14 protein-coding genes are annotated in these 18,961 nt (G+C 43.4%); 8 read left to right on the top strand and 6 right to left on the bottom strand.

Going from position 1 to position 18,961, the window contains the following annotated elements; translation table 11 throughout:
• The first annotated feature begins 56 nt into the window (after positions 1-56).
• From QZY95_RS12315 to QZY95_RS12305, 3 genes are read left to right on the top strand one after another with little or no spacing between them, the layout of a single operon-like run.
• Positions 57-1,283 carry a paraquat-inducible protein A gene (locus QZY95_RS12315; RefSeq protein WP_290923925.1) on the top strand — a complete coding sequence of 409 codons (1,227 nt, stop codon included), beginning with the start codon at positions 57-59 and terminating at the stop codon, positions 1,281-1,283.
• On the top strand, positions 1,284-2,879 hold the full coding sequence (locus QZY95_RS12310; RefSeq protein ID WP_290923924.1) for an MlaD family protein: 1,596 nt from the start codon (positions 1,284-1,286) through the stop codon (positions 2,877-2,879).
• A gap of 2 nt (positions 2,880-2,881) precedes the next feature.
• Positions 2,882-3,484 (top strand): PqiC family protein, encoded by a 603-nt coding sequence (locus tag QZY95_RS12305; protein ID WP_290923922.1) that lies wholly within the window; start codon positions 2,882-2,884, stop codon positions 3,482-3,484.
• A 57-nt stretch (positions 3,485-3,541) separates the two neighbouring features.
• Here the strand turns inward: QZY95_RS12305 and QZY95_RS12300 are convergent, their stop codons facing one another.
• Positions 3,542-3,937: a helix-turn-helix domain-containing protein gene (locus tag QZY95_RS12300; protein WP_290923920.1), complete on the bottom strand. Its 396-nt coding sequence runs from the start codon at positions 3,935-3,937 to the stop codon at positions 3,542-3,544.
• A gap of 167 nt (positions 3,938-4,104) precedes the next feature.
• On the opposite strand from QZY95_RS12300, the gene QZY95_RS12295 reads away from it, so the two are divergent.
• A complete protein-coding gene (locus tag QZY95_RS12295) occupies positions 4,105-4,722 on the top strand; it encodes a flavodoxin family protein (protein WP_290923918.1) in 618 nt (205 codons plus the stop codon).
• A 370-nt stretch (positions 4,723-5,092) separates the two neighbouring features.
• On the opposite strand, the gene QZY95_RS12290 is transcribed toward QZY95_RS12295, so the two are convergent.
• The 3 genes from QZY95_RS12290 to QZY95_RS12280 all read right to left on the bottom strand — a co-directional run bounded on the left by QZY95_RS12290 (position 5,093) and on the right by QZY95_RS12280 (position 9,640).
• Complete coding sequence (locus QZY95_RS12290; RefSeq protein WP_290923916.1) at positions 5,093-6,289, bottom strand: phosphoglycerate kinase; 1,197 nt, start codon at positions 6,287-6,289, stop codon at positions 5,093-5,095.
• A 108-nt stretch (positions 6,290-6,397) separates the two neighbouring features.
• A complete protein-coding gene (gene gap / locus QZY95_RS12285; protein WP_290923915.1) occupies positions 6,398-7,393 on the bottom strand; it encodes a type I glyceraldehyde-3-phosphate dehydrogenase in 996 nt (331 codons plus the stop codon).
• 786 nt (positions 7,394-8,179) lie between these two features.
• A complete protein-coding gene (locus QZY95_RS12280; RefSeq protein WP_290923913.1) occupies positions 8,180-9,640 on the bottom strand; it encodes an APC family permease in 1,461 nt (486 codons plus the stop codon).
• A 949-nt stretch (positions 9,641-10,589) separates the two neighbouring features.
• Between QZY95_RS12280 and QZY95_RS12275 the strand changes: the two genes are divergently transcribed.
• The gene (locus tag QZY95_RS12275) at positions 10,590-10,745 is read left to right on the top strand and encodes a hypothetical protein (protein ID WP_290923911.1); all 156 of its coding nucleotides are present in this window, start codon (positions 10,590-10,592) and stop codon (positions 10,743-10,745) included.
• A gap of 476 nt (positions 10,746-11,221) precedes the next feature.
• Positions 11,222-11,758 (top strand): hypothetical protein, encoded by a 537-nt coding sequence (locus QZY95_RS12270; RefSeq protein ID WP_290923909.1) that lies wholly within the window; start codon positions 11,222-11,224, stop codon positions 11,756-11,758.
• Between the two features lie 99 nt (positions 11,759-11,857).
• Here QZY95_RS12270 and QZY95_RS12265 read toward each other — a convergent pair whose 3' ends face one another.
• The gene (locus QZY95_RS12265) at positions 11,858-13,375 is read right to left on the bottom strand and encodes a lactate permease LctP family transporter (protein WP_290923907.1); all 1,518 of its coding nucleotides are present in this window, start codon (positions 13,373-13,375) and stop codon (positions 11,858-11,860) included.
• Between the two features lie 977 nt (positions 13,376-14,352).
• Positions 14,353-15,108 (bottom strand): sulfite exporter TauE/SafE family protein, encoded by a 756-nt coding sequence (locus QZY95_RS12260; RefSeq protein ID WP_290923905.1) that lies wholly within the window; start codon positions 15,106-15,108, stop codon positions 14,353-14,355.
• A gap of 722 nt (positions 15,109-15,830) precedes the next feature.
• Here QZY95_RS12260 and QZY95_RS12255 point away from each other — a divergent pair.
• On the top strand, positions 15,831-16,763 hold the full coding sequence (locus QZY95_RS12255) for a diguanylate cyclase (protein WP_290923902.1): 933 nt from the start codon (positions 15,831-15,833) through the stop codon (positions 16,761-16,763).
• Positions 16,764-17,323: 560 nt separating this feature from the next.
• Positions 17,324-18,886: an HD domain-containing phosphohydrolase gene (locus tag QZY95_RS12250; protein ID WP_290923900.1), complete on the top strand. Its 1,563-nt coding sequence runs from the start codon at positions 17,324-17,326 to the stop codon at positions 18,884-18,886.
• Positions 18,887-18,961: the final 75 nt, after the last annotated feature.

The following is an 18,961-nucleotide window of genomic DNA, read 5'->3' as shown; positions in this document are numbered from 1 at the left end:
TTTCTCTTATCCACATGATTACTTGAATGAAATTACAAGGAACATCATAACAACACATGGATTTGACGACACCAACAACAGTCACGTGCCACGATTGCGGGCTGACACAAACCCTGCCGCAGATGCCGGTGGGAACAAAAGCTGTCTGTTCTCGATGTGGTTCCGTACTGTTTCAAAAAACACATGATACCACCCAGCGCACTCTGGCACTTTCCCTTACCGGATTAATCCTTTTTGCCATCGCTAACGCCTACCCTTTTCTTTCCATGCAGGTAGAAGGCAGAATTCAGGAAACAACACTCATAACCGGTATTGTCTGGCTGTTTACAAACAACATGCAGGGACTCTCTGTACTCGTCATGGGAACCAGCATTGTCATTCCGCTGCTTCAGTTGCTTGCGCTGGTCTACATTCTTACCCCCATTCAATACGGAAAACTCGCTCCTAAAACGGGAGTGATCTATAGAGCGGTACGCCACCTTATGCCTTGGAGCATGATGGAAGTTTTCCTATTGGGAATTCTAGTATCCATGATCAAGCTGGGGAAAATGGCAACCATTATTCCCGGCACTGCAATGTGGGCATATGCCGCACTTATTCCGGTTCTCATCGCAGCATTTGCGGGACTTAATCCCCATGACATATGGAAGCGCCTTCCACTTCGTGATGATTGTGACTACGAAGGAATGCACACACAACCGGCAACATGCCATAGTTGTTCTCTCGTCAGTGAGATTCCTGAAATGCACCATACGTCATGCCCGCGCTGTGGAGCTGCATTGCACCTCCGAAAACCGAACAGCTTTCAGCGTACGACTGCGCTCGTTATCGCTGCCATAGTTCTTTATCTCCCTGCCAATATGCTGCCCATTACTGTTACTGAAGTTTTCGGCAGTGCACAGGCAGATACGATTATGAGCGGTGTTATTTATTTCATGTTTTCAGGCTCGTGGCACATAGCACTCGTCATCTTCATCGCCAGCATTCTTATCCCGTTACTCAAACTCATTACGCTGGTATATCTGCTTATTTCAGTCAAATTTCGCCATCAATGGAAGCCGGAAACCCGCACCCGCATGTATCGCCTAACAGAAGCAGTCGGCCGATGGTCAATGGTTGATGTATATGTCGTTACAGTGTTGGTTGCTCTGGTTCAGCTAGACCCGTTTGCTGCTATTAAAGCAGGACCGGGAGCTGTCTATTTTGCTGCTGTCGTGGTTATTACTATGTTTGCAGCAGAAAGCTTTGATCCAAGACTTATTTGGGATCAGAAGGAAAATTAGATGTCAGAAGAAAATACTGCTCCGGCAATTTCAGAAGAACTCCCACAGGCTGCAATTCATAAAAAGAAGAGTTTTTCATTAATTTGGATAGTTCCCCTTGTTGCCCTGCTCGTCGGTATAGGACTTGTATACACCGCAATGATGGAAAAAGGGCCGACTGTTGTTGTTACGTTTGCGTCTGCCGAAGGGCTTGAAGCCGGTAAAACAAAAGTTAAATATAAAGATGTGGAAATCGGAAAGGTTGAATCCGTCGAACTTTCTGAAGATTTTGAACACGTTGAAGTCACAGTCTCGCTTGTTAAGCGGGCTGATTCCTATTTAAATGAACAAACCAGTTTCTGGGTTGTTCGCCCGCGCCTCAGCGGGGGGAATGTTTCCGGCTTAAGTACACTCCTTTCCGGCGCATATATTGCGGTTGATCCCGGAAAAGAAGGGGACTCAAAATACGAATTTGTCGGTTTAGAAATTCCCCCTGTTGTCACAGAAGATACTCCCGGTAAGTTGTTTACTTTGAAGGCAATCGACCTCGGTTCCTTGGACTATGGCTCTCCTGTGTACTATCGGGGAATAAAAATAGGAAAAGTCGTAGGCTACTCACTACAGGACAAAGGTGAAGGGGTTGATATTACAGTCTTCATCGATGCACCATATGATGATTACGTAAAAGACGCCTCCCGTTTCTGGCTTGCCTCTGGAGTAGATTTAGAAATGAATGCTGATGGCGTACGTTTTGATACCGAGTCACTTGTCAGTCTTCTTATCGGAGGGATTACTCTCTCCAATCCTGACCACCTGAAGGGCGTACCGGTTGCAGACTCCGGAGATATTTTCCAGCTGTTCCCGACTCGGGAAGCTGCCATGACAGAACAATTTGTTGAAAAAGAATACTACCTTCTCAAATTTGCCCAGTCTGTACGCGGTCTCTCCATTGGCGCACCTGTTGAATTCAAAGGTTTCCCTGTCGGTCGTGTCGTTGATATCGGCATTGAGTTTGACTGGAAAAGCGGTGAAGTACTCGTTCCAGTACGCATTGAGGTAGAGCGCAAACGTCTGGAGCGTATTGCTTCAGAAACTGGTGAAGCAAGCACAGACTCTATGCTCAACCTGCTTGTCCAACACGGTTTACGCGGACAAGTGCGCACAGGAAATATTCTTACTGGTAAACTCTATGTCGCACTTGATTTCTTTAAACCGGTGAAACCTGCTAAAGTTGTGGCACATGACGATGTTCTTGAGCTTCCAACTGTTCCGACACCTATTGAAGAATTAACCAGCAACTTTACGGCATTGCTTGAAAAACTTCAGAAAATACCTATGAAGGAAATCGGAAACAATGCTGTTGAAACATTACAAAGCATTAAAGAAACGAGTGAAAAGCTAGAAAAACTGGCTGAATCTGAAGAAATCCGTCTTGCTTTTGAAAAGACACGCAAAACTATGGATAATGCAAATAAACTGCTGGCAAACGACTCTGCGACCATGGTTGAACTCCAGCGCGCTATGCGTGAAATGAGCGAGGCCGCCCGTGCGGTTCGCTCGCTTGCTGACCAGTTGGAACGTCACCCAGAATCACTGCTTAGAGGGAAGGAGAATTAACAATGCGCAAAGCAGTATCTACCACTCTGCTTCTTGTGGGAATATGTATTGTGCTCGCGGGCTGTGGCAAAATGTCCCCGCCTTCTTCATACTATGTTCTGACAAGTACCAAGGCTGTTCAAACACAAATGGAACCTCTTCATGACATCAGCGTCGGAGTAGGACCAGTGACTATTCCGGGACACCTTGACCGCTCACAGATTGTTACCTCTACAGGCCAGAACAGTATCAATATCCATGAATACCAACGCTGGGGCGATTCCTTTAAAACACAAATCGAAGAAACACTGGCAGAAAACCTTTCTACCCTGCTGCAAACTCCCAAAGTAGCCGTCTACCCTTGGGAACGTGCGCAGCGCCCTGCCTATCAGGTATACGTCACGGTTCGTCGATTTGAAGGTAAATCCGGTATGGATGTCACCCTTGATGCCATCTGGCAGCTTGTTGATATCAAAACAGAAAAATCCCTCCTAACCCGTCACTTTGTGCACACAGAACCTGCTCTTGGAACACAGATGAGTACCTATGTGCAGGCACAGAGCGATGCTTTGGAGGCGTTAAGTATTGATATCGCCAAAGGCTTGCATACAGTGCATACCCAATAAATAGAAAAGGCAGATTGAGTAACTCAATCTGCCTTTTTTTCTTCTGATCGCAGGCTGCTACAAATCTTCCACAGCTTCATACTGCTCTCCGGTAATTTGCTCACCAGCCAAAGAATATTCATACTTAATTCCCCATTTCTTCATTTGCATAAAGATTGGAATTAACTCCTCACCAAGCTCTGTAAGAGAATATTCCACACGCGGCGGCATTTCATTATATGCAGTACGCAAAACAAGCTTATCTGCTTCCAATTCCCGCAGCTGTTTTGTCAGCATCCGTTGCGTAATATTTCCCATTGTTTTTTTGAGCGCGCCAAAACGCATTACTTTTTCCTGAGACAGATGGTATAAAATTATCGGCTTCCATTTACCGCCAATAACCTGCAACGTCAGCTCAAAAAAACATCTATACTTCTTACCTTCCACTTCTTTTTCATCACATAAGCGGATCATTATCTCTCCAACAGTACCCTGTATGATACCTAGGCACAAAAAAAACCGTACTTGTATATTTACAAAAATATGTCACTATTTCTGTACCTATCCATCATCTACCTTTTGTCGAGGCTGATGAGGATATAAACACTACTTATACCATTTCAAACGAGGATTACATTTTTATGTACGTACTTGCCATCAACGGAAGTCCGCGTAAAGGCGGCAACACCCATATTTTACTGGAAAACGCAGTAGCACCACTTGCAGCAAAAGGCTGGGAAACCGAGATCGTACAGATCGGCGGTAAAAAAATGAAAGGATGCCTTGCCTGCTCTAAATGTTTTGAGACCAAGGACAACTGTTGCATCATTAAAAATGACATGTTCAACGAACTTTTTGAAAAAATTCTTCGTGCAGATGCAATTATCCTTGGTACTCCGACATACTTCACAGATGTTTCCGCTGAACTCAAAGGCCTGATCGACCGCATGGGGTATGTTGCCATTGCCAACGGCAGAGCTCTAGCCGGAAAAATCGGTGCAGCAGTTGTTGCTGTTCGACGTGGCGGTGCAACACATGCCTTTGACAGCATTAACCACTTATTCCTTATGTCCCAGATGATCGTTCCAGGCTCTATTTACTGGAACCTTGGCTATGGCCTTGCTCCAGGTGACGTAAAAAGTGACGCTGAAGCCATGGCAAACATGGAAAACCTTGGTCAGACTATCCACTGGCTTGCAAGTGCCACTCACGATCATAAAGATTCCTTCCCTGTATCCACTTTTGGACGAAGAGACTAACTCCCTGCCTCCAACACAAAAAAGCCATACCGCGAATACGGTATGGCTTTTTTGTTAGCTGTGTCATCAGCATAAAGGCTTAGCAGATGCTGCAAATCTTTTGGCGCGGTGTCCAGCCTATTACTGAATTTTGGCTGTCCAGTTCAAATGAACAACAGTCGTATAGCATTTTACGTAACAGCCTTCGTCCACGTTGAACCCGCGACTTCGCTCCAGAAAGCGATATTTCTTCCATAACAGCAAGATCTTTTTCTGTTTTCTTCTTTGATGGAAAACTCAACAAAAAACGGCATACAGACGTTTACCGCCTGTATGCCGTTTTTCATTCAACGATAACCTGTCTCAGACAGGTGACATGTCGTCTCGATTGCTATGCTTCTGAAAGAACTTCTACACCAGGAAGAGCTTTGCCTTCGAGGAATTCAAGTGAAGCGCCGCCACCTGTTGAAACGTGAGATACTGCTTCAGACAGACCGGCTTTTTCGATAGCAGAAGCAGAGTCACCACCACCGATAACGGTAATGCTGCCTTTCTTAGTTGCTTCTGCAAGAGCTTCTGCCACAGCAAAAGTACCTTTTGCAGAGGCATCGATTTCAAACACGCCCATCGGACCGTTCCAGACAACTGTACCTGATTTTTCGATGATGTCTTTGAACACTTCCATTGTCTTAGGGCCGATATCTACAGCCATAAGACCTTCAGTAATGGCGTCTTCTGCTACGATTGCTTCGCTGCCGATTTCACGGGCATCGAAATCAAGTTTGTCAGTTACAAGGTAGTCAGAAGGAAGAAGAATTTTTCCTTCTCCAAGCTCAAGAAGTTCCTTAGCGAGAGGCAGTTTTTCATCTTCGCAAAGAGAATTACCGATTTCACGGCCTTGAGCTTTAAGGAAGGTACATGCCATACCACCACCGATGATAAGGCTGTCTACTTTTGGAAGAAGCGCCTTGATCACATCAATTTTGCCAGAAATTTTTGCACCGCCGATAATTGCGGTAAATGGACGTTTAGGTTCTGCAAGTGCGCCACCGAGGAAATCCAATTCCTTCTTAAGCAGGTAACCACAAGCACATGTTTCCATGTAGTGAGTGATACCTTCGGTTGAGGCATGCGCACGGTGGGCAGTACCGAATGCGTCGTTAACATAGAGTTCTGCAAGCTCGGCAAGCTGCTTTGCAAACTCTGGATCATTATCAGTTTCCGCTTTGTGGAAACGAAGGTTTTCAAGAAGAAGCACTTCACCCGCAGCAAGTTTTGCCACAGCGCTTTTAGCAACATCGCCAATGCAGTCTTCTGCAAAGGCAACTGGTTTTCCTAAAAGTTCTGCAAGACGATCAGCAACAGGTTTAAGGCTTAATGCCTCTACACGCTGTCCCTTTGGACGTCCAAGGTGAGACATAAGAATAACTTTTGCGCCCTCATCAACCAGATGATTAATGGTAGGAAGAGCTGCACGAATACGTTTGTCGTTATCTACTGCGCCGTCTTTAAGCGGCACGTTAAAGTCCACGCGTACAATTACAGTTTTCTCTTCACAATTGAGATCGTTAATAAAAAGTTTGTTCATATGCGATGCCTCGTAAAGGTATGATAATTTTGTTGTAAAAACCCCAGCACTAAATCACTGCGGCTCACCTTATAGAAGGCAAGCCGCAGTGTATACTTCATACTGGAACTAGTTAGCAGCTACGTGAGCAAGCAGGTCGAGAACTTTACAGGAGTAACCCCATTCGTTGTCGTACCATGAGATAAGCTTAACAAAATTATCATTAAGAGCAATACCGGCTTCTGCGTCGAAAATAGAGGTGCAGGACTCGCCAACGAAGTCAGTAGAAACTACTGCATCTTCGGTGTATGCAAGAATGCCTTTCAGCTCATTTTCAGAAGCAGCTTTAACTACTGCTTTAATTTCTTCGTAGGTTGCAGGCTTTTCAAGACGGCAAGTAAGGTCAACTACGGATACATCCGGAGTAGGCACTCGGAACGCCATACCTGTAAGCTTACCATTAAGGGAAGGAATAACCTTGCCTACTGCTTTTGCAGCACCGGTGGAGCTAGGAATGATGTTCTGACCTGCGCCGCGACCACCGCGCCAGTCTTTACATGAAGGACCATCAACGGTCTTCTGCGTTGCTGTGGTTGCATGAACGGTTGTCATGAGACCTTCTACAATACCGAATGCGTTATGCACAACGTGTGCAAGCGGAGCAAGGCAGTTTGTAGTACAGGAAGCGTTAGAAACAATATCCTGACCTGCGTATTCTTTGTGGTTAACTCCCATTACAAACATAGGAGTTGCATCTTTAGACGGAGCAGAAAGGATAACTTTCTTTGCACCAGCTTTAAGGTGACCACGGGCAGTTTCGTCAGTAAGGAAGAATCCGGTAGATTCTACAATGTATTCTGCGCCGATTTCATCCCATGCCAGTTTGTCCGGACAGCACTCGCAAGATACACGGATTGTTTTACCGTTAACAACGAGGTGACCGTCTACAACTTCTACGGTGCCGTTAAAGCGACCATGAGTAGAGTCATACTTAAGAAGGTACGCGATGTAATCTACATCAATAAGGTCGTTAATACCTACAACTTCCATATCATCACGCTGAATTGCAGCCCTGAAAACAAGGCGGCCAATGCGGCCAAAGCCGTTAATACCGATTTTAATCATGGTGTTCTTTTACTTGTGCTAAATGGTTACTGTCATACCGAGACGAGTGTAGCATCTGAACATCTGCACATCACTGTAAAGCGTATGGGCGATCGCGCTTTACCCCGGCACCTATGCCATACGTAGCTTCTTCATCTTTAGAATTGCTCGCTGCACAAACTCAAATGAACTTCTGCTAAAACATGACGTAGGTCGCTTGAAATGAATAGTTCTAGTGAATTTTATAGAGCATTTTTGAAACTTATTACAACACAAAATAATGTAAACGGTCTTGCAACCGGTTTGGCAGCACCCTCACGGCACACCAAACCAACATATTGTTTTTACTACTGTTAATACAAATACACGTCATTAATGTAAACGGTTTTACATTTGACGCACGTTTTGCAAAAAACAAGACTGAAAACTATGTAACCACCTAGTTTTACATTATTTTGAATTATTTTTATATTTTTTTTGCGTTACTGTGCGTGAAACGGTTTCATAATGCCAGTTACATGCACTCGCGGCAACACTATACAGACATTTTTCTAACAAATAATGAGTCCGCTGTTTGTCCGAAACACACTACACAGAAGATATTTGGAATGATGAAATGCCATTTTAGCATATAGAAAGGAAAGAAGGCTTGAACCCTTGGTTATGACTTCAAGCAATAGCGCAGGAAAAAACTTAGAGGACATATAAAAAAACAGCAGCATGATATTGCTACCATGCTGCTGAATAAAACCAAAGAGCTTGTTGTAGGGAGCTCCTTGCACATGGAGCTAAACAAGTATCAGTGTACTATTTGAAAAATACCGGACGTGAGGAACAGCCAAGAATTAATTCTGTCTGCTCTTTACGGCTCATTGATGTAAATTCACCAATTTTTGTTTTGTAGAAGATAGCGCCAAGGACGCACCATACTAACAGAGCCATCCATGATTCGGTGCCAATTGCACCAGGGGAACCCGGAATTGTTAAAAGACAAAGGCAGATAACGGAACTTAAAGAACCAAGAGCTGCATAAAGTTTGCCTCTTTTTGAACCTTCTTCAAGTGGGTGGGCAGCCATATATTTGTAGGCTGCAAGACAGGAGTAGAGGTACGCCACTACTGTACCGATTGCAGACATATCTACAACCCAGTTGAGTACTTCACGACCGAAGAATGGCGCAGAAACTGCGATTACAAGCACGAATAAAATAGCATTGTGCGGGGTCTGATGCTTAGGATGAACCTTTGCAAACCATGCTGGAAGCACTTTTGCACGTCCCATACTGAAGAGCAGACGGGAAGATGCAATGAAAAAGCCGTTAATACCGGTAAAGATAGCAGCGGATACAGCAATAGCCAGAATCACACTACCTGCATTACCAAGACTCATTTTTGCAACAGTACCGGTTGCCCATGGCACATCCATCTGAAGCAGGTCTTGATACGGCATAACAACTGCTACAGCGATAGTAACAAGTGCATAAAGCAACACGCCCCATGAAATAGCTGAAAGCATCAGGCGTTGTGCATCCTTATGCGGGAAGTCAAATTCTTCTGCCGCTTGAGGAATAGTATCAAAGCCTACATACAGCCATGGAGCAATAGCCATAATTGCCATAACGCTGGCAATCGGGCCTTTATTTTCCGCGTAAAGCGGGTAAAGGTTTGAAACAGATGCTCCCTCCGTCAGGCAGGAACCTGCGAAGAGGGCAAATACTCCAGAAACCAAAGCAAATGCTAAGAAGACTTGTATCTTGCCTACGAGATCGGCACCACAGTAGTTCAAAAATCCACAACCTACGAGAATAGCAATAAGCATTGCCAATTCACCAGCGTAAACTTTCCAACCTACAATAGTATACAGGTACCCAACCTCAAACACACCCGGTAATAAAAATCGCGATAATAACGCGAGGGCAGTTGCGTTAAGTGCGATAATACAGATGTATCCGAGAACGAGCGCCCAGCCACAGATAAATGCTGCGGTCGGCCCGAAACCGATATAGGCAAAAGTAAATGCGCCTCCTGCTACAGGATACTTGCTCACCATGTTTCCGTAACTAATGGCTACAAAGAATAACATACCTCCACCAAGCAAGAATCCGATGCAAGCTGCCAATGGCCCTGCTGAAGGCAAAAAGCGCAATGCAGGCAGAACAAATGCACCCCATCCAAGAATAGCCCCTAATGCTAGAGCCCATGCTTGAGATGGTTTAATAGATTTCTTTAACGATGAAGATTCGTCAGAATTCGTTGAAATACCACTCATAGTAAGCCTTCTCCTAAATTAAGAAAATGGCCGAAGCCACTTCCAGTTTACCTTTTTACCATAGCGTCGTTACAGGCAGAGAACACAAACTTGGGGACAGGTTACATACCACCCAATAGCAACGATGAGATTACTCATGCACCGGTGTTTATTCTATCATCAAGATCGAACAGCACCCGTGCCTAAGGTTTTGGCACTCTTTAGGAGCACTCACCCTCATGCATCTCGCATGCCAAAAAACACACATCTCGCAACAGCCTGTTTTGATAGACTTTATTTTTTAAACCCTGATTCCACGCTCAACTGCAATTCAAAACTGCATTACTTTTAGACGCTTTTGAGTCGTTTTAGACTTAGGATAACCAATACTACTGATTTTGCCCTAAAAACACTCACTAAACCACATTGCAGGGGGAAGTGCGTGTTACTCGAAAACCTTACTCTTAGAACAAAAAAGCTTAATTTAAAGGCATTCCAGAAAGCATTGTGCGACCCATGTAATTTTGACTCACTAACAATTCAGAAATGAATTAGTGGAATTATTTTGTTAGAAAGTCAAGGCTTTTTATCTACCGTTTAATCAAACAGTTAACTCATATTTTTTCTTCAACCAACTGTAATTAATCAATTAATAATAGGAGAAAGTTTGACACTTTCATTTATAATGAACTGGTTCTCACTTTAAAGAGCAAGGTGGCATTCTTCAGCCCTTAAAAATAGTGATCTATAAAGAGTTAGCTATTTTTTACGGCAAAACTCTCCTTTGTCAAAAAACAAGAATGAAAAAAAGACACCACAAGCCCAGCACATCGACAGAGGTCGAAGCAGTCATCAGAAAATAATGAAAACCGGAATTTACTGCTTTACATGCTAGCCAGTTTTGCTATTGTTTGGTTGCTCAATCAAAACAATTTACGTAAACCTCTTTTGCGGAACAAAAGGGAATACCATGAATCTGTTTTTCAATGTTGACGACTCAAAAATCAATTCTGGCTCTGCAAAACATGCAACACTGCTCACTGTGGCAATTCTTCTTACTGCTTTTTCCATCAAAGCTCACGCCGTAGGTGCAAACGTTTTACAGATTGCTCAGTACATTAAGTAAGCTAGCGTCTACTTAATGCGGCAGACCTGCCTCTCCACCACTCGGGTTCTGCCAACTACCTCCTTCATACAGTAAAGGCTCTGCCTGGCAGAGCCTTACAGTGTGTTATACAAGTACCATCCACACTTATCTGCTGTATCGGGCAATAAAAAACTCTGCCGGACGAACCAAATCAGTCCAGCAGAGTGAATACTCACGCCTGTTCAAAGAAAAACTTTTTAAAATTTTCTTTCATTACTCAAAGAAAATTAGAGTTGTTATTTTATTTAACATTTTAAAATAGATGCGCTTTGTAAAAACTGTTCATACTAAACTGTTTGAAAGCACAACTAAGAAATAGAACTTGAAAACATAAAAAATAATCTGCAATACTAGTAACCAGCAATGTACAAAACGTGGCTGCTTCGTCCTGCGCTACAGTGCTTTTGTAGCACTGAAAAAAGACTGTTCGCCACACAGTACCAAGGGGAACCGCTATGAACCGCTGGTTACGAATTCTGCTCGAGTTACTACCGCTTCAGGTCTTTGCATTTTCATTTCGATATGTAGATGTTTCGCAGCCGGACAGCTGGATGATGCCATTTTACGTGGCAGCGGCAGTTGCCTTGGTCACCTTTGCTATTTTCATAAAAAAACACGCTATTCCAGATCCTGTTATCATTGGGATCAACATGTATATTTTATTGAGTGCTGCCTTGCTGGGCGGAGGCACCGTCGGTTTTCCGGTTTTGCTTGCGGATTTAAAAGCTGCTGGAATTCTTGGTGTAGTTTTTCTGGTCTCTCTCTTTTTATATGGAACTAAGCCGCAATGGCTGCTTGTTTCACATAATCAGGTTCCGGAAAAATTTACTCAGATTCAGCTTGCAGTAACAGCTGTATGTTTTGTTGTTTCTTTTGTTTTCCGCGAAAACGTTTTTGTTTCCGGATTGCTCATGCTCGGTGTTTTGTATCTTGCACGGCAGGTGCTGTGTGACCAGCTTCAAAAGTTTGGTTTTGTAGAACAGGCATCGTAGCCTTAACGAAAGGCAGCAAAGCATTGCTGTATGCGGAATGGACTGGATTTATTCAATGCGCAGGAGGTGCTGGTGCACCTCCCTCGCATTGCGAATAGTCTAGTAGATTGCGTGCAAGTACGGGATAAGACCGTACACAAGAGTACCTAGAACAAGCACGTAGCCGCAGCAAACTACGATGGTCTTATTCATAATACGACCTTCACTGCCGGTAATACCGGTTGCTGCTGTTGCGATAGCAATAGACTGCGGTGAGATCATTTTACCTGCTGTGGCACCAGCTGCGGAAGCTGAAACCAGCCAGGCCTGATCGACGCCGATCTTTGCTGCAACCTGCATCTGCAACTGCCCGAAGAGCACATTTGAAGATGTATCGGAGCCTGTAACAAAGGTACCAAGCGCACCCACCATTGGAGAGATGAATGGGTAGAAGGAGCCGGTAAGTTCGGCAATAACCATTGCAATGGTATTAATCATACCACTGTAAGACATTACCTTCGCAAGCGCGACAATGGCCACTACTGTAATTGCAGACTTGGTGAGCTGCTTTGCAGTATTGGCCAGAACTTTTGTGATTTCCGCGATTGAAACTCCCTGAATCATGCCGCCAAGGTAGGTAGCAATGATGATGAGAACACCCGGTGTAGCAACCCATTTTACTGTAAACGGCTTATCACCATAGATAGTAATTACAGATTTAAGGGAACCGACTGCAGCTTTAATCGCCGGGAACAAATTGCTGCAAAGAACAATAAGCGTGAGGATAAGAATATAAGGAACCCACGCAAGGAACTTGTCCTTTGAAGTAAGAGCGTCTTCCGCTTCGGCTGCGGTGCTGCGATGTGCCATACGGGTGTACGCAATGGTTGCCGCCATACTACAGATACTGCCAACAAGACATGGAAGTTCTGCACCCATAAATTTAGCTACATACAGCTGCGGAAGAGCAAAACTGAAGCCGGACACAAGACATGCGCCCATAACACCTTTAAGGCCCTTGAAACCGTCAACAAGGCCAACGACCAAGAAGGTAATAAGAACAATAAACAATGAAAGCTGGAACGCAGTAAGGTAACTTACTACTTCTACTGGGATACCGGTAACGCTTGCCATTGTAGTAATCGGGATACCGATTGCGCCGAAAGCGGTCGGAACTGTGTTCGCTACAAGACAGATTACAGCTGCATGCATTGGAGCAAAGCCCATTGCAGCAAGAATACTTGCAGGAATTGCTACAGCAGTGCCGTAGCCGGCTACACCTTCAAGGAAGCCGCCAAAGCCCCATGCTACGATGAGTACCAGCAGACGACGGTCGGTAGTAATGCTGGAAAGCATTTTTGTAATGACATTCATGCTGCCTGTCTGAGTAGACAGGTTGTATGTGAATACAGCAGCAATAATTACAATCATAATTGGCCAAAGTGCCAATGCGCCACCTTCTGCCGCAGCGGCAGCAGCGTTGAGTGCAGGCATCTGCCATTCACCTAATACCGCAATCGCAACAGTTGCAACTAATGTTGCTGTACAAGTTTTATGTGCTGGGAGCTTGAGAACAACAAGCGAAAAGATAAGCCACGCAATTGGCAGTAATGCCAATAGAAAAGACAAGTATTCCATCACAGGTCCTAGTTCAGGTATGTGTAGGTAGAGACCAGGCCAACGGAACGCTACCTACATGTGTCTAACTCTCTGTCATACTGCCCGGCTGTACCAGAGCTCAGGCAGTATGACAGTCCACCACCCTTGTTATGCAAAAAACGGCAACGTCTTGCATAAGGGCCCACAGAGTCGATGCTCAAACTGGTTGAGCAATCAACCTGAAGAACTACCACGATGTATAGTTTTAGCAAAGTCCTTTACTACTCCACGTTACGAAAGCGAAACCCGCCTTTTTAAATGTGCTTTCCGCATATCACAAAGCAGACTCCGATATTTTTAGAGTGCGCTTTGCAAAACTTCTTAGTTACACTCTCGCACCTGAAATCACTGCTTATACCTCTACTTGAAGCCCAAAATACAACTAACCCATTAAAAATAAGTGAATTAGCATTTTTAATGGGTCCTTTTTGCTTTTTTTTGAATAGTGTTCACAAAAAAAAATACATCAATTCATTTTGTAAATTTTTCTGACTGACTTTTTTATTTCATACAGATTTTCGTGCAATATTTTTTTGAAACCGTTTCCCAAGCTGGACCAACCAATTTCACCTTGAGAAATTTTGTACAAAAAAGATTTGTGTTTCTCAAAACAACATCATCGAAATAACACATTGTATTATTAATATTTTCTTAAAAAATCCTCTCAAAATAAATTACGATGACTTCTCTCTTATCATTTTTTGCGTTGACACAGAGAGCGTGAATATTTAAAAAAGACACATATTGATTGAGCAATCAATTTGTTCTGGGTACCGAAGTAGCTATTCCGCAGGCTGCTTTTATGCACCACCATCCATGCAGGTACCTTCTAAAAAAATTTTAGAATAAGAACGCTCTTCACGTGTGCCTCTCTCTCACCAAGAGAGGCACACACTTTTTCCCCCTTAGGATATCCCCAAAAAAAGGCAGTCAGAGAAATCTGACTGCCTTTTTTTCTAATCGAAAATCATATCGAGCAATATACGCATCGCGACCAGAAATAAAATCCCCCCCAAAAACTTCTTCACGGATGAGGGTTGCATCCGCCTATGCATTACGCTTGTTCCAAAATAGCCGCCTATACATGCTGCTATGCCTGCGACAATCCAGATATCCCAAGCTACAGATCCCATAAGCGCATACGTAATAAACCCCGCCACTGAGGAAAACGGAACTGCAAAAGCCGTTATTGCAGCAATTTTCTTAGGATTAAACCCCTGCATAATTAGCAACGGAGAAATCAGCCCACCGCCGCCTACTCCAAGCAAACCGGAACAAAAGCCAGCAAGAACACCGACCAAAGCCGGACCTGCAAATGGATGATCTTCTCTGTAAACTATGTCTCCCTTTGAGCCTTTAAAAAAAAGCATCATGCCTGAGGCAAACAAAAGAAAAAGAACTAAGGCAATAAGGAGGTACTGTATCGGGAAAAAATGTCCACTCCATGCTCCGATGGGTGCGGTGACCAGAGAAGTAATGATGACCGGAAGTCCCAACCTAAAATCAAGCCTTCCTCCTCTAATATTAGAGTATGTAGCGCCGCCCATACTTAACGTATTAATAAAAAGCCCTGTTGGCCGAGCAATATTAAAGGGCACTCCCACCCACGTAAGCACCGGAATAATCGCTGCTGCTGATCCGATCCCTCCAAGGGCAAAGACAAAACTAAAACTGAATGACAAGCCGAAAATGAGTATTAGAAGTGAATCCATAAGCGTACGTCCTGATAGATGTTTATCTTGCCGTATCAAACTCTTAGCACTAATGCACGATCTTCGGACTTTACTTGTTTTTTCACAACAACTTACAAAAACTTAACATTCAAAGAATATTACACTGTCTGTTCTTGATCTGTTACCAGGCTATTCCGTGTAACAACACTCGCTCCTGTGAGCTATCCTTTGAGGTTAATACAGACAACTGTTCTTCTGCACTGCCAATACAACGAGACTAATAATCATTCTGGAGTGTTATTCCATGCGTCTAGTGATTACTTATTGCTAAAGCCTGCTAATCTTTTTCACGAAAAAAAAGGCCTATAACACGTACAGCTTATGAATTTTGGCATCCCATCTCAGTGCAAACATACTGCGATAACAGTATCTTTTCATAGTGCCTTTACTTGTCACTACAATCTATCATTACGGAATATAACCAGACAAACAATCGTATCCTCATTCATTTTACTAAAAGCCTTTCCCAAAACGGTCTCAACCAGTTGTTTTTACGACATAAAGAATGTATGTATATATATATTTCTTTTGTGCACGCAAAGCACACCAGCTTTCTGTCTCACAATGTTTGTTGATAATGACTACGCCTCTTCTCACAAACACTCTTGATTTCAAGCTTTGCGCTTCGCAGCATCTGTAACATATTCCATATTTCGGGGGGAACATGCTACATCTGCTGAACTCTTTCGGGGGAGTTACTCATGGATCAAATGTTTTACCAAACCCTGCTTAATTCAGTTACAGACGGGATTTACTTTGTAGATTGTGACCGTCGAATTACATACTGGAATAAAGCTGCGGAACGGCTCAGCGGCTACACAGCAACGGAAATGATCGGCAAGCTGTGTTCTGAAAACCTGCTGCGCCACGAAGATGAAAACGGCTCCTCACTATGCGGGAAACGTTGCCCGCTGACAGCAACACTGGGGGATGGCGAAGAACGCCACAGAAATGTATTTATGCGCCATAAACTTGGGCATAAAGTACCAGTAACGGTGCAGGCGTCGCCTATGCTCGATTCTAACGGCAACATCGTGGGGGCGGTGGAAGTCTTCGCGGAAAACAGCGAATCAATAAACATCAGACGAGAGATGGAACTTCTGCGTAAAGAAGTTCTTACAGATGAACTTACAGGGATCGGCAACCGACGGTATGCCGAAATCACTATGCGAAACCTAGATCACGCTATGGAACAAAACCTTGCTCCATTCGGCGTTCTGTTTATTGATATTGACGACTTCAAAACAGTAAACGATACCTTTGGGCATTACATAGGGGATCAAGTCATACGCATGGTGGCACAGACCTTGATGAAATCTCTACGTTTTCTTGATGTTATCTGTCGATGGGGCGGTGAAGAATTTGTTGTGTTTGTTCCAAACACAACACTTGAAAATCTTGCGAGTATGGCTGAACGCCTACGACGCTTAGTTCAGGACTCCTGCATTATCCATAAAAGCGCTAAAATCAGCGTTACAGCTTCGTTTGGCGGAGCAATATCTCAACATAACGAATACAGTATTTCTGTCCTGTCACGGGCAGACAAACAGCTTTACCATTGCAAGAAGAATGGACGGAACTGCACAGTTATCGATAATAGCTCTGAAGAAAAAATTGCGTGCCCGAACGCATAACTTTTTGTAAAACATACAGACTCGATTTCTATAACAAAAATTCAGCGCGACCTACTGAACATTTACTTCACTGTTATACAAAATATTGTTTTCGACTGCAGGTTATCGCGTAATAATAAATAGTTCATAAATTTTCATTGCGTATCCATTTAATGGATGCGCAATTTTATTTTGATGGGCACACCCTGACTCGTTATATCTTATGGCAAAAAATAACACTGTAACATACTGTTACGGCATCAAATAATTACTAGAATTTCTTCATCATGAAATACTGAAGTATGTGTAACTTTAGTATTCAATCATCGCTGAAAGAAGACAACAGCACACAGACTAAAAGTTCACGTTATTTATTCTTACAACGTGTATTTTTCGTACTAATTATCTTTTGTATATTCTTATCGCCGGCTATCAGCCTAGCTGAATGCCAATGTGCCTACAAAACAGTACTAATCATACATTCCTACTCTTCTACTGATAAATGGACAGCAAATACGAACAGAGCAATTACTGAAACATTTGCAGCTCAAGCTCCCTCTGTACAACTACGATTTGAGTACATGGACAGTAAAAATTTTTCCGACAAAAGCTATCTGAGCTCATTAGCGCTCATGTATGCCAATAAGTACGCATACGAACCCCCAGACGGAATAATCACCACGGACTACAATGCATTACGTTTCATGGAGACCTACGGGGCGGATATATTTCCTGACGTTCCTGTTGTTGCAAGCAGCGTTAACAACGCCAAAAAACCTTCACCTCATTCGAATATCCGTTCAATTATCGCTGAGAGAGCAGATCATTTAGGTACGATATCGCAGGCAATACAGATGCGACCTAACTTGCGAACACTTCATATCATTGGTGACAATAGTCCGGCATGTAACTCTCTGATGCAGGAAATTAAAAAAATCGCCGACGTAATTCCACCGTCGGTCACCCTCAACTTTACACCCGCCCTTACGCTTGAAGAGATGAAATTTTTTGTCAGTACTCGACGAAAAAACGAAATGATCTATCTGCTGCCCCATTTTAAAACCTCGGACAACACCTTTTACACTCAAGGCGATATCGAAAAGGAACTGGCCGAAGTTTCCACAGTTCCAATTCTTGTTTCATGGTCTTTTCAGCTTGAAACAGGTGTTGTTGGCGGAAGAGTTCTCTCTGCGTACAATCTGGGGAGACAAGCTGCATTTTCGCTGATTCGCTTGCTGGAGGGGCAACCTGTTATCCCTCTCCAAGTTGATGCAAACATTCATAAAAGTGTTTACGATTATCCGCGTCTTGTTTCCTATGACATTGATCCGGATACTCTCCCTAAAGAAGCTTCTTTCATTAACAGGCCCGAATCATTCTTTATTCAGCATTACAAAGTGATTGTTCCCTCTATTGTTATCATAACGATTCTCTCGCTCATTCTTTTTCTCACCTACAACAACCTGCAAAAAGAAATTATTCTACGCCAAAATAAGGAACGGATAATTGTTTTGGACAAAGAACTTATTGAGACACAAAAAGTTATCGTTTCAACTCTCGGAGAAGTCATCGAAGCCAGATCCCAAGAAACTGGCGGCCATGTTCAACGCGTAGCTAAAATTTCACGATTTCTGGGAGAACATATCGGAATGAAGGAAAAAGATCTCGACCTTCTTGAAACAGCATCACCTATGCATGATGTCGGGAAAATAGGCATCCCTGAAGCAATCCTTCACAAACCCGGCAAGCTTACCGTTGAAGAATTTGAGATTATTAAAACACATACATCCATTGGAAGAGATATCTTAGATGGATCAAGCAAAGAATTGCTCAATGTAGCGTGCGAAATTGCCTATCAGCATCACGAACGCTGGGACGGTAAAGGATACCCCAATGGGCTTAAAGAGAATGATATAAGTATATTTGCTCGAATAACCATGCTCGCTGATGTGTACGACGCACTATGTTCAAAACGTTGTTATAAAGAGGCATGGCCTCAACACAGAGTCTTTTCATATATTAAATCTGAACGGGCAAAAGCGTTTGATCCTCAGCTAGTTGATATTTTCCTTAGTCATGAACAGGATATTCGCAATATTCGTGAACAATATTCAGATATTAAAGATCCACTTACCACAGCATAAATAACAACATAAAAAAGCAGAGAAATGAGTAACCATTTCTCTGCTTTTTTATTCACAATACAAACACACTAAAAA

This window comes from Halodesulfovibrio sp., from assembly GCF_015482765.1.
Lineage (GTDB): Bacteria > Desulfobacterota > Desulfovibrionia > Desulfovibrionales > Desulfovibrionaceae > Halodesulfovibrio.
Note: the sequence above shows the minus strand (reverse complement) of the source record. Positions and strands in the feature narration are given on the sequence as shown.

What these genes read in the sequence shown, in the direction of transcription:
- QZY95_RS12315 (WP_290923925.1), top strand. Translation starts at nt 57, where the DNA reads ATGGATTTGACGACACCAACAACAGTCACGTGCCACGATTGCGGGCTG.
- QZY95_RS12310 (WP_290923924.1), top strand. Translation starts at nt 1,284, where the DNA reads ATGTCAGAAGAAAATACTGCTCCGGCAATTTCAGAAGAACTCCCACAG.
- QZY95_RS12305 (WP_290923922.1), top strand. Translation starts at nt 2,882, where the DNA reads ATGCGCAAAGCAGTATCTACCACTCTGCTTCTTGTGGGAATATGTATT.
- QZY95_RS12300 (WP_290923920.1), bottom strand. Translation starts at nt 3,937, where the DNA reads ATGATCCGCTTATGTGATGAAAAAGAAGTGGAAGGTAAGAAGTATAGA.
- QZY95_RS12295 (WP_290923918.1), top strand. Translation starts at nt 4,105, where the DNA reads ATGTACGTACTTGCCATCAACGGAAGTCCGCGTAAAGGCGGCAACACC.
- QZY95_RS12290 (WP_290923916.1), bottom strand. Translation starts at nt 6,289, where the DNA reads ATGAACAAACTTTTTATTAACGATCTCAATTGTGAAGAGAAAACTGTA.
- gap (WP_290923915.1), bottom strand. Translation starts at nt 7,393, where the DNA reads ATGATTAAAATCGGTATTAACGGCTTTGGCCGCATTGGCCGCCTTGTT.
- QZY95_RS12280 (WP_290923913.1), bottom strand. Translation starts at nt 9,640, where the DNA reads ATGAGTGGTATTTCAACGAATTCTGACGAATCTTCATCGTTAAAGAAA.
- QZY95_RS12275 (WP_290923911.1), top strand. Translation starts at nt 10,590, where the DNA reads ATGAATCTGTTTTTCAATGTTGACGACTCAAAAATCAATTCTGGCTCT.
- QZY95_RS12270 (WP_290923909.1), top strand. Translation starts at nt 11,222, where the DNA reads ATGAACCGCTGGTTACGAATTCTGCTCGAGTTACTACCGCTTCAGGTC.
- QZY95_RS12265 (WP_290923907.1), bottom strand. Translation starts at nt 13,375, where the DNA reads ATGGAATACTTGTCTTTTCTATTGGCATTACTGCCAATTGCGTGGCTT.
- QZY95_RS12260 (WP_290923905.1), bottom strand. Translation starts at nt 15,108, where the DNA reads ATGGATTCACTTCTAATACTCATTTTCGGCTTGTCATTCAGTTTTAGT.
- QZY95_RS12255 (WP_290923902.1), top strand. Translation starts at nt 15,831, where the DNA reads ATGGATCAAATGTTTTACCAAACCCTGCTTAATTCAGTTACAGACGGG.
- QZY95_RS12250 (WP_290923900.1), top strand. Translation starts at nt 17,324, where the DNA reads ATGGACAGTAAAAATTTTTCCGACAAAAGCTATCTGAGCTCATTAGCG.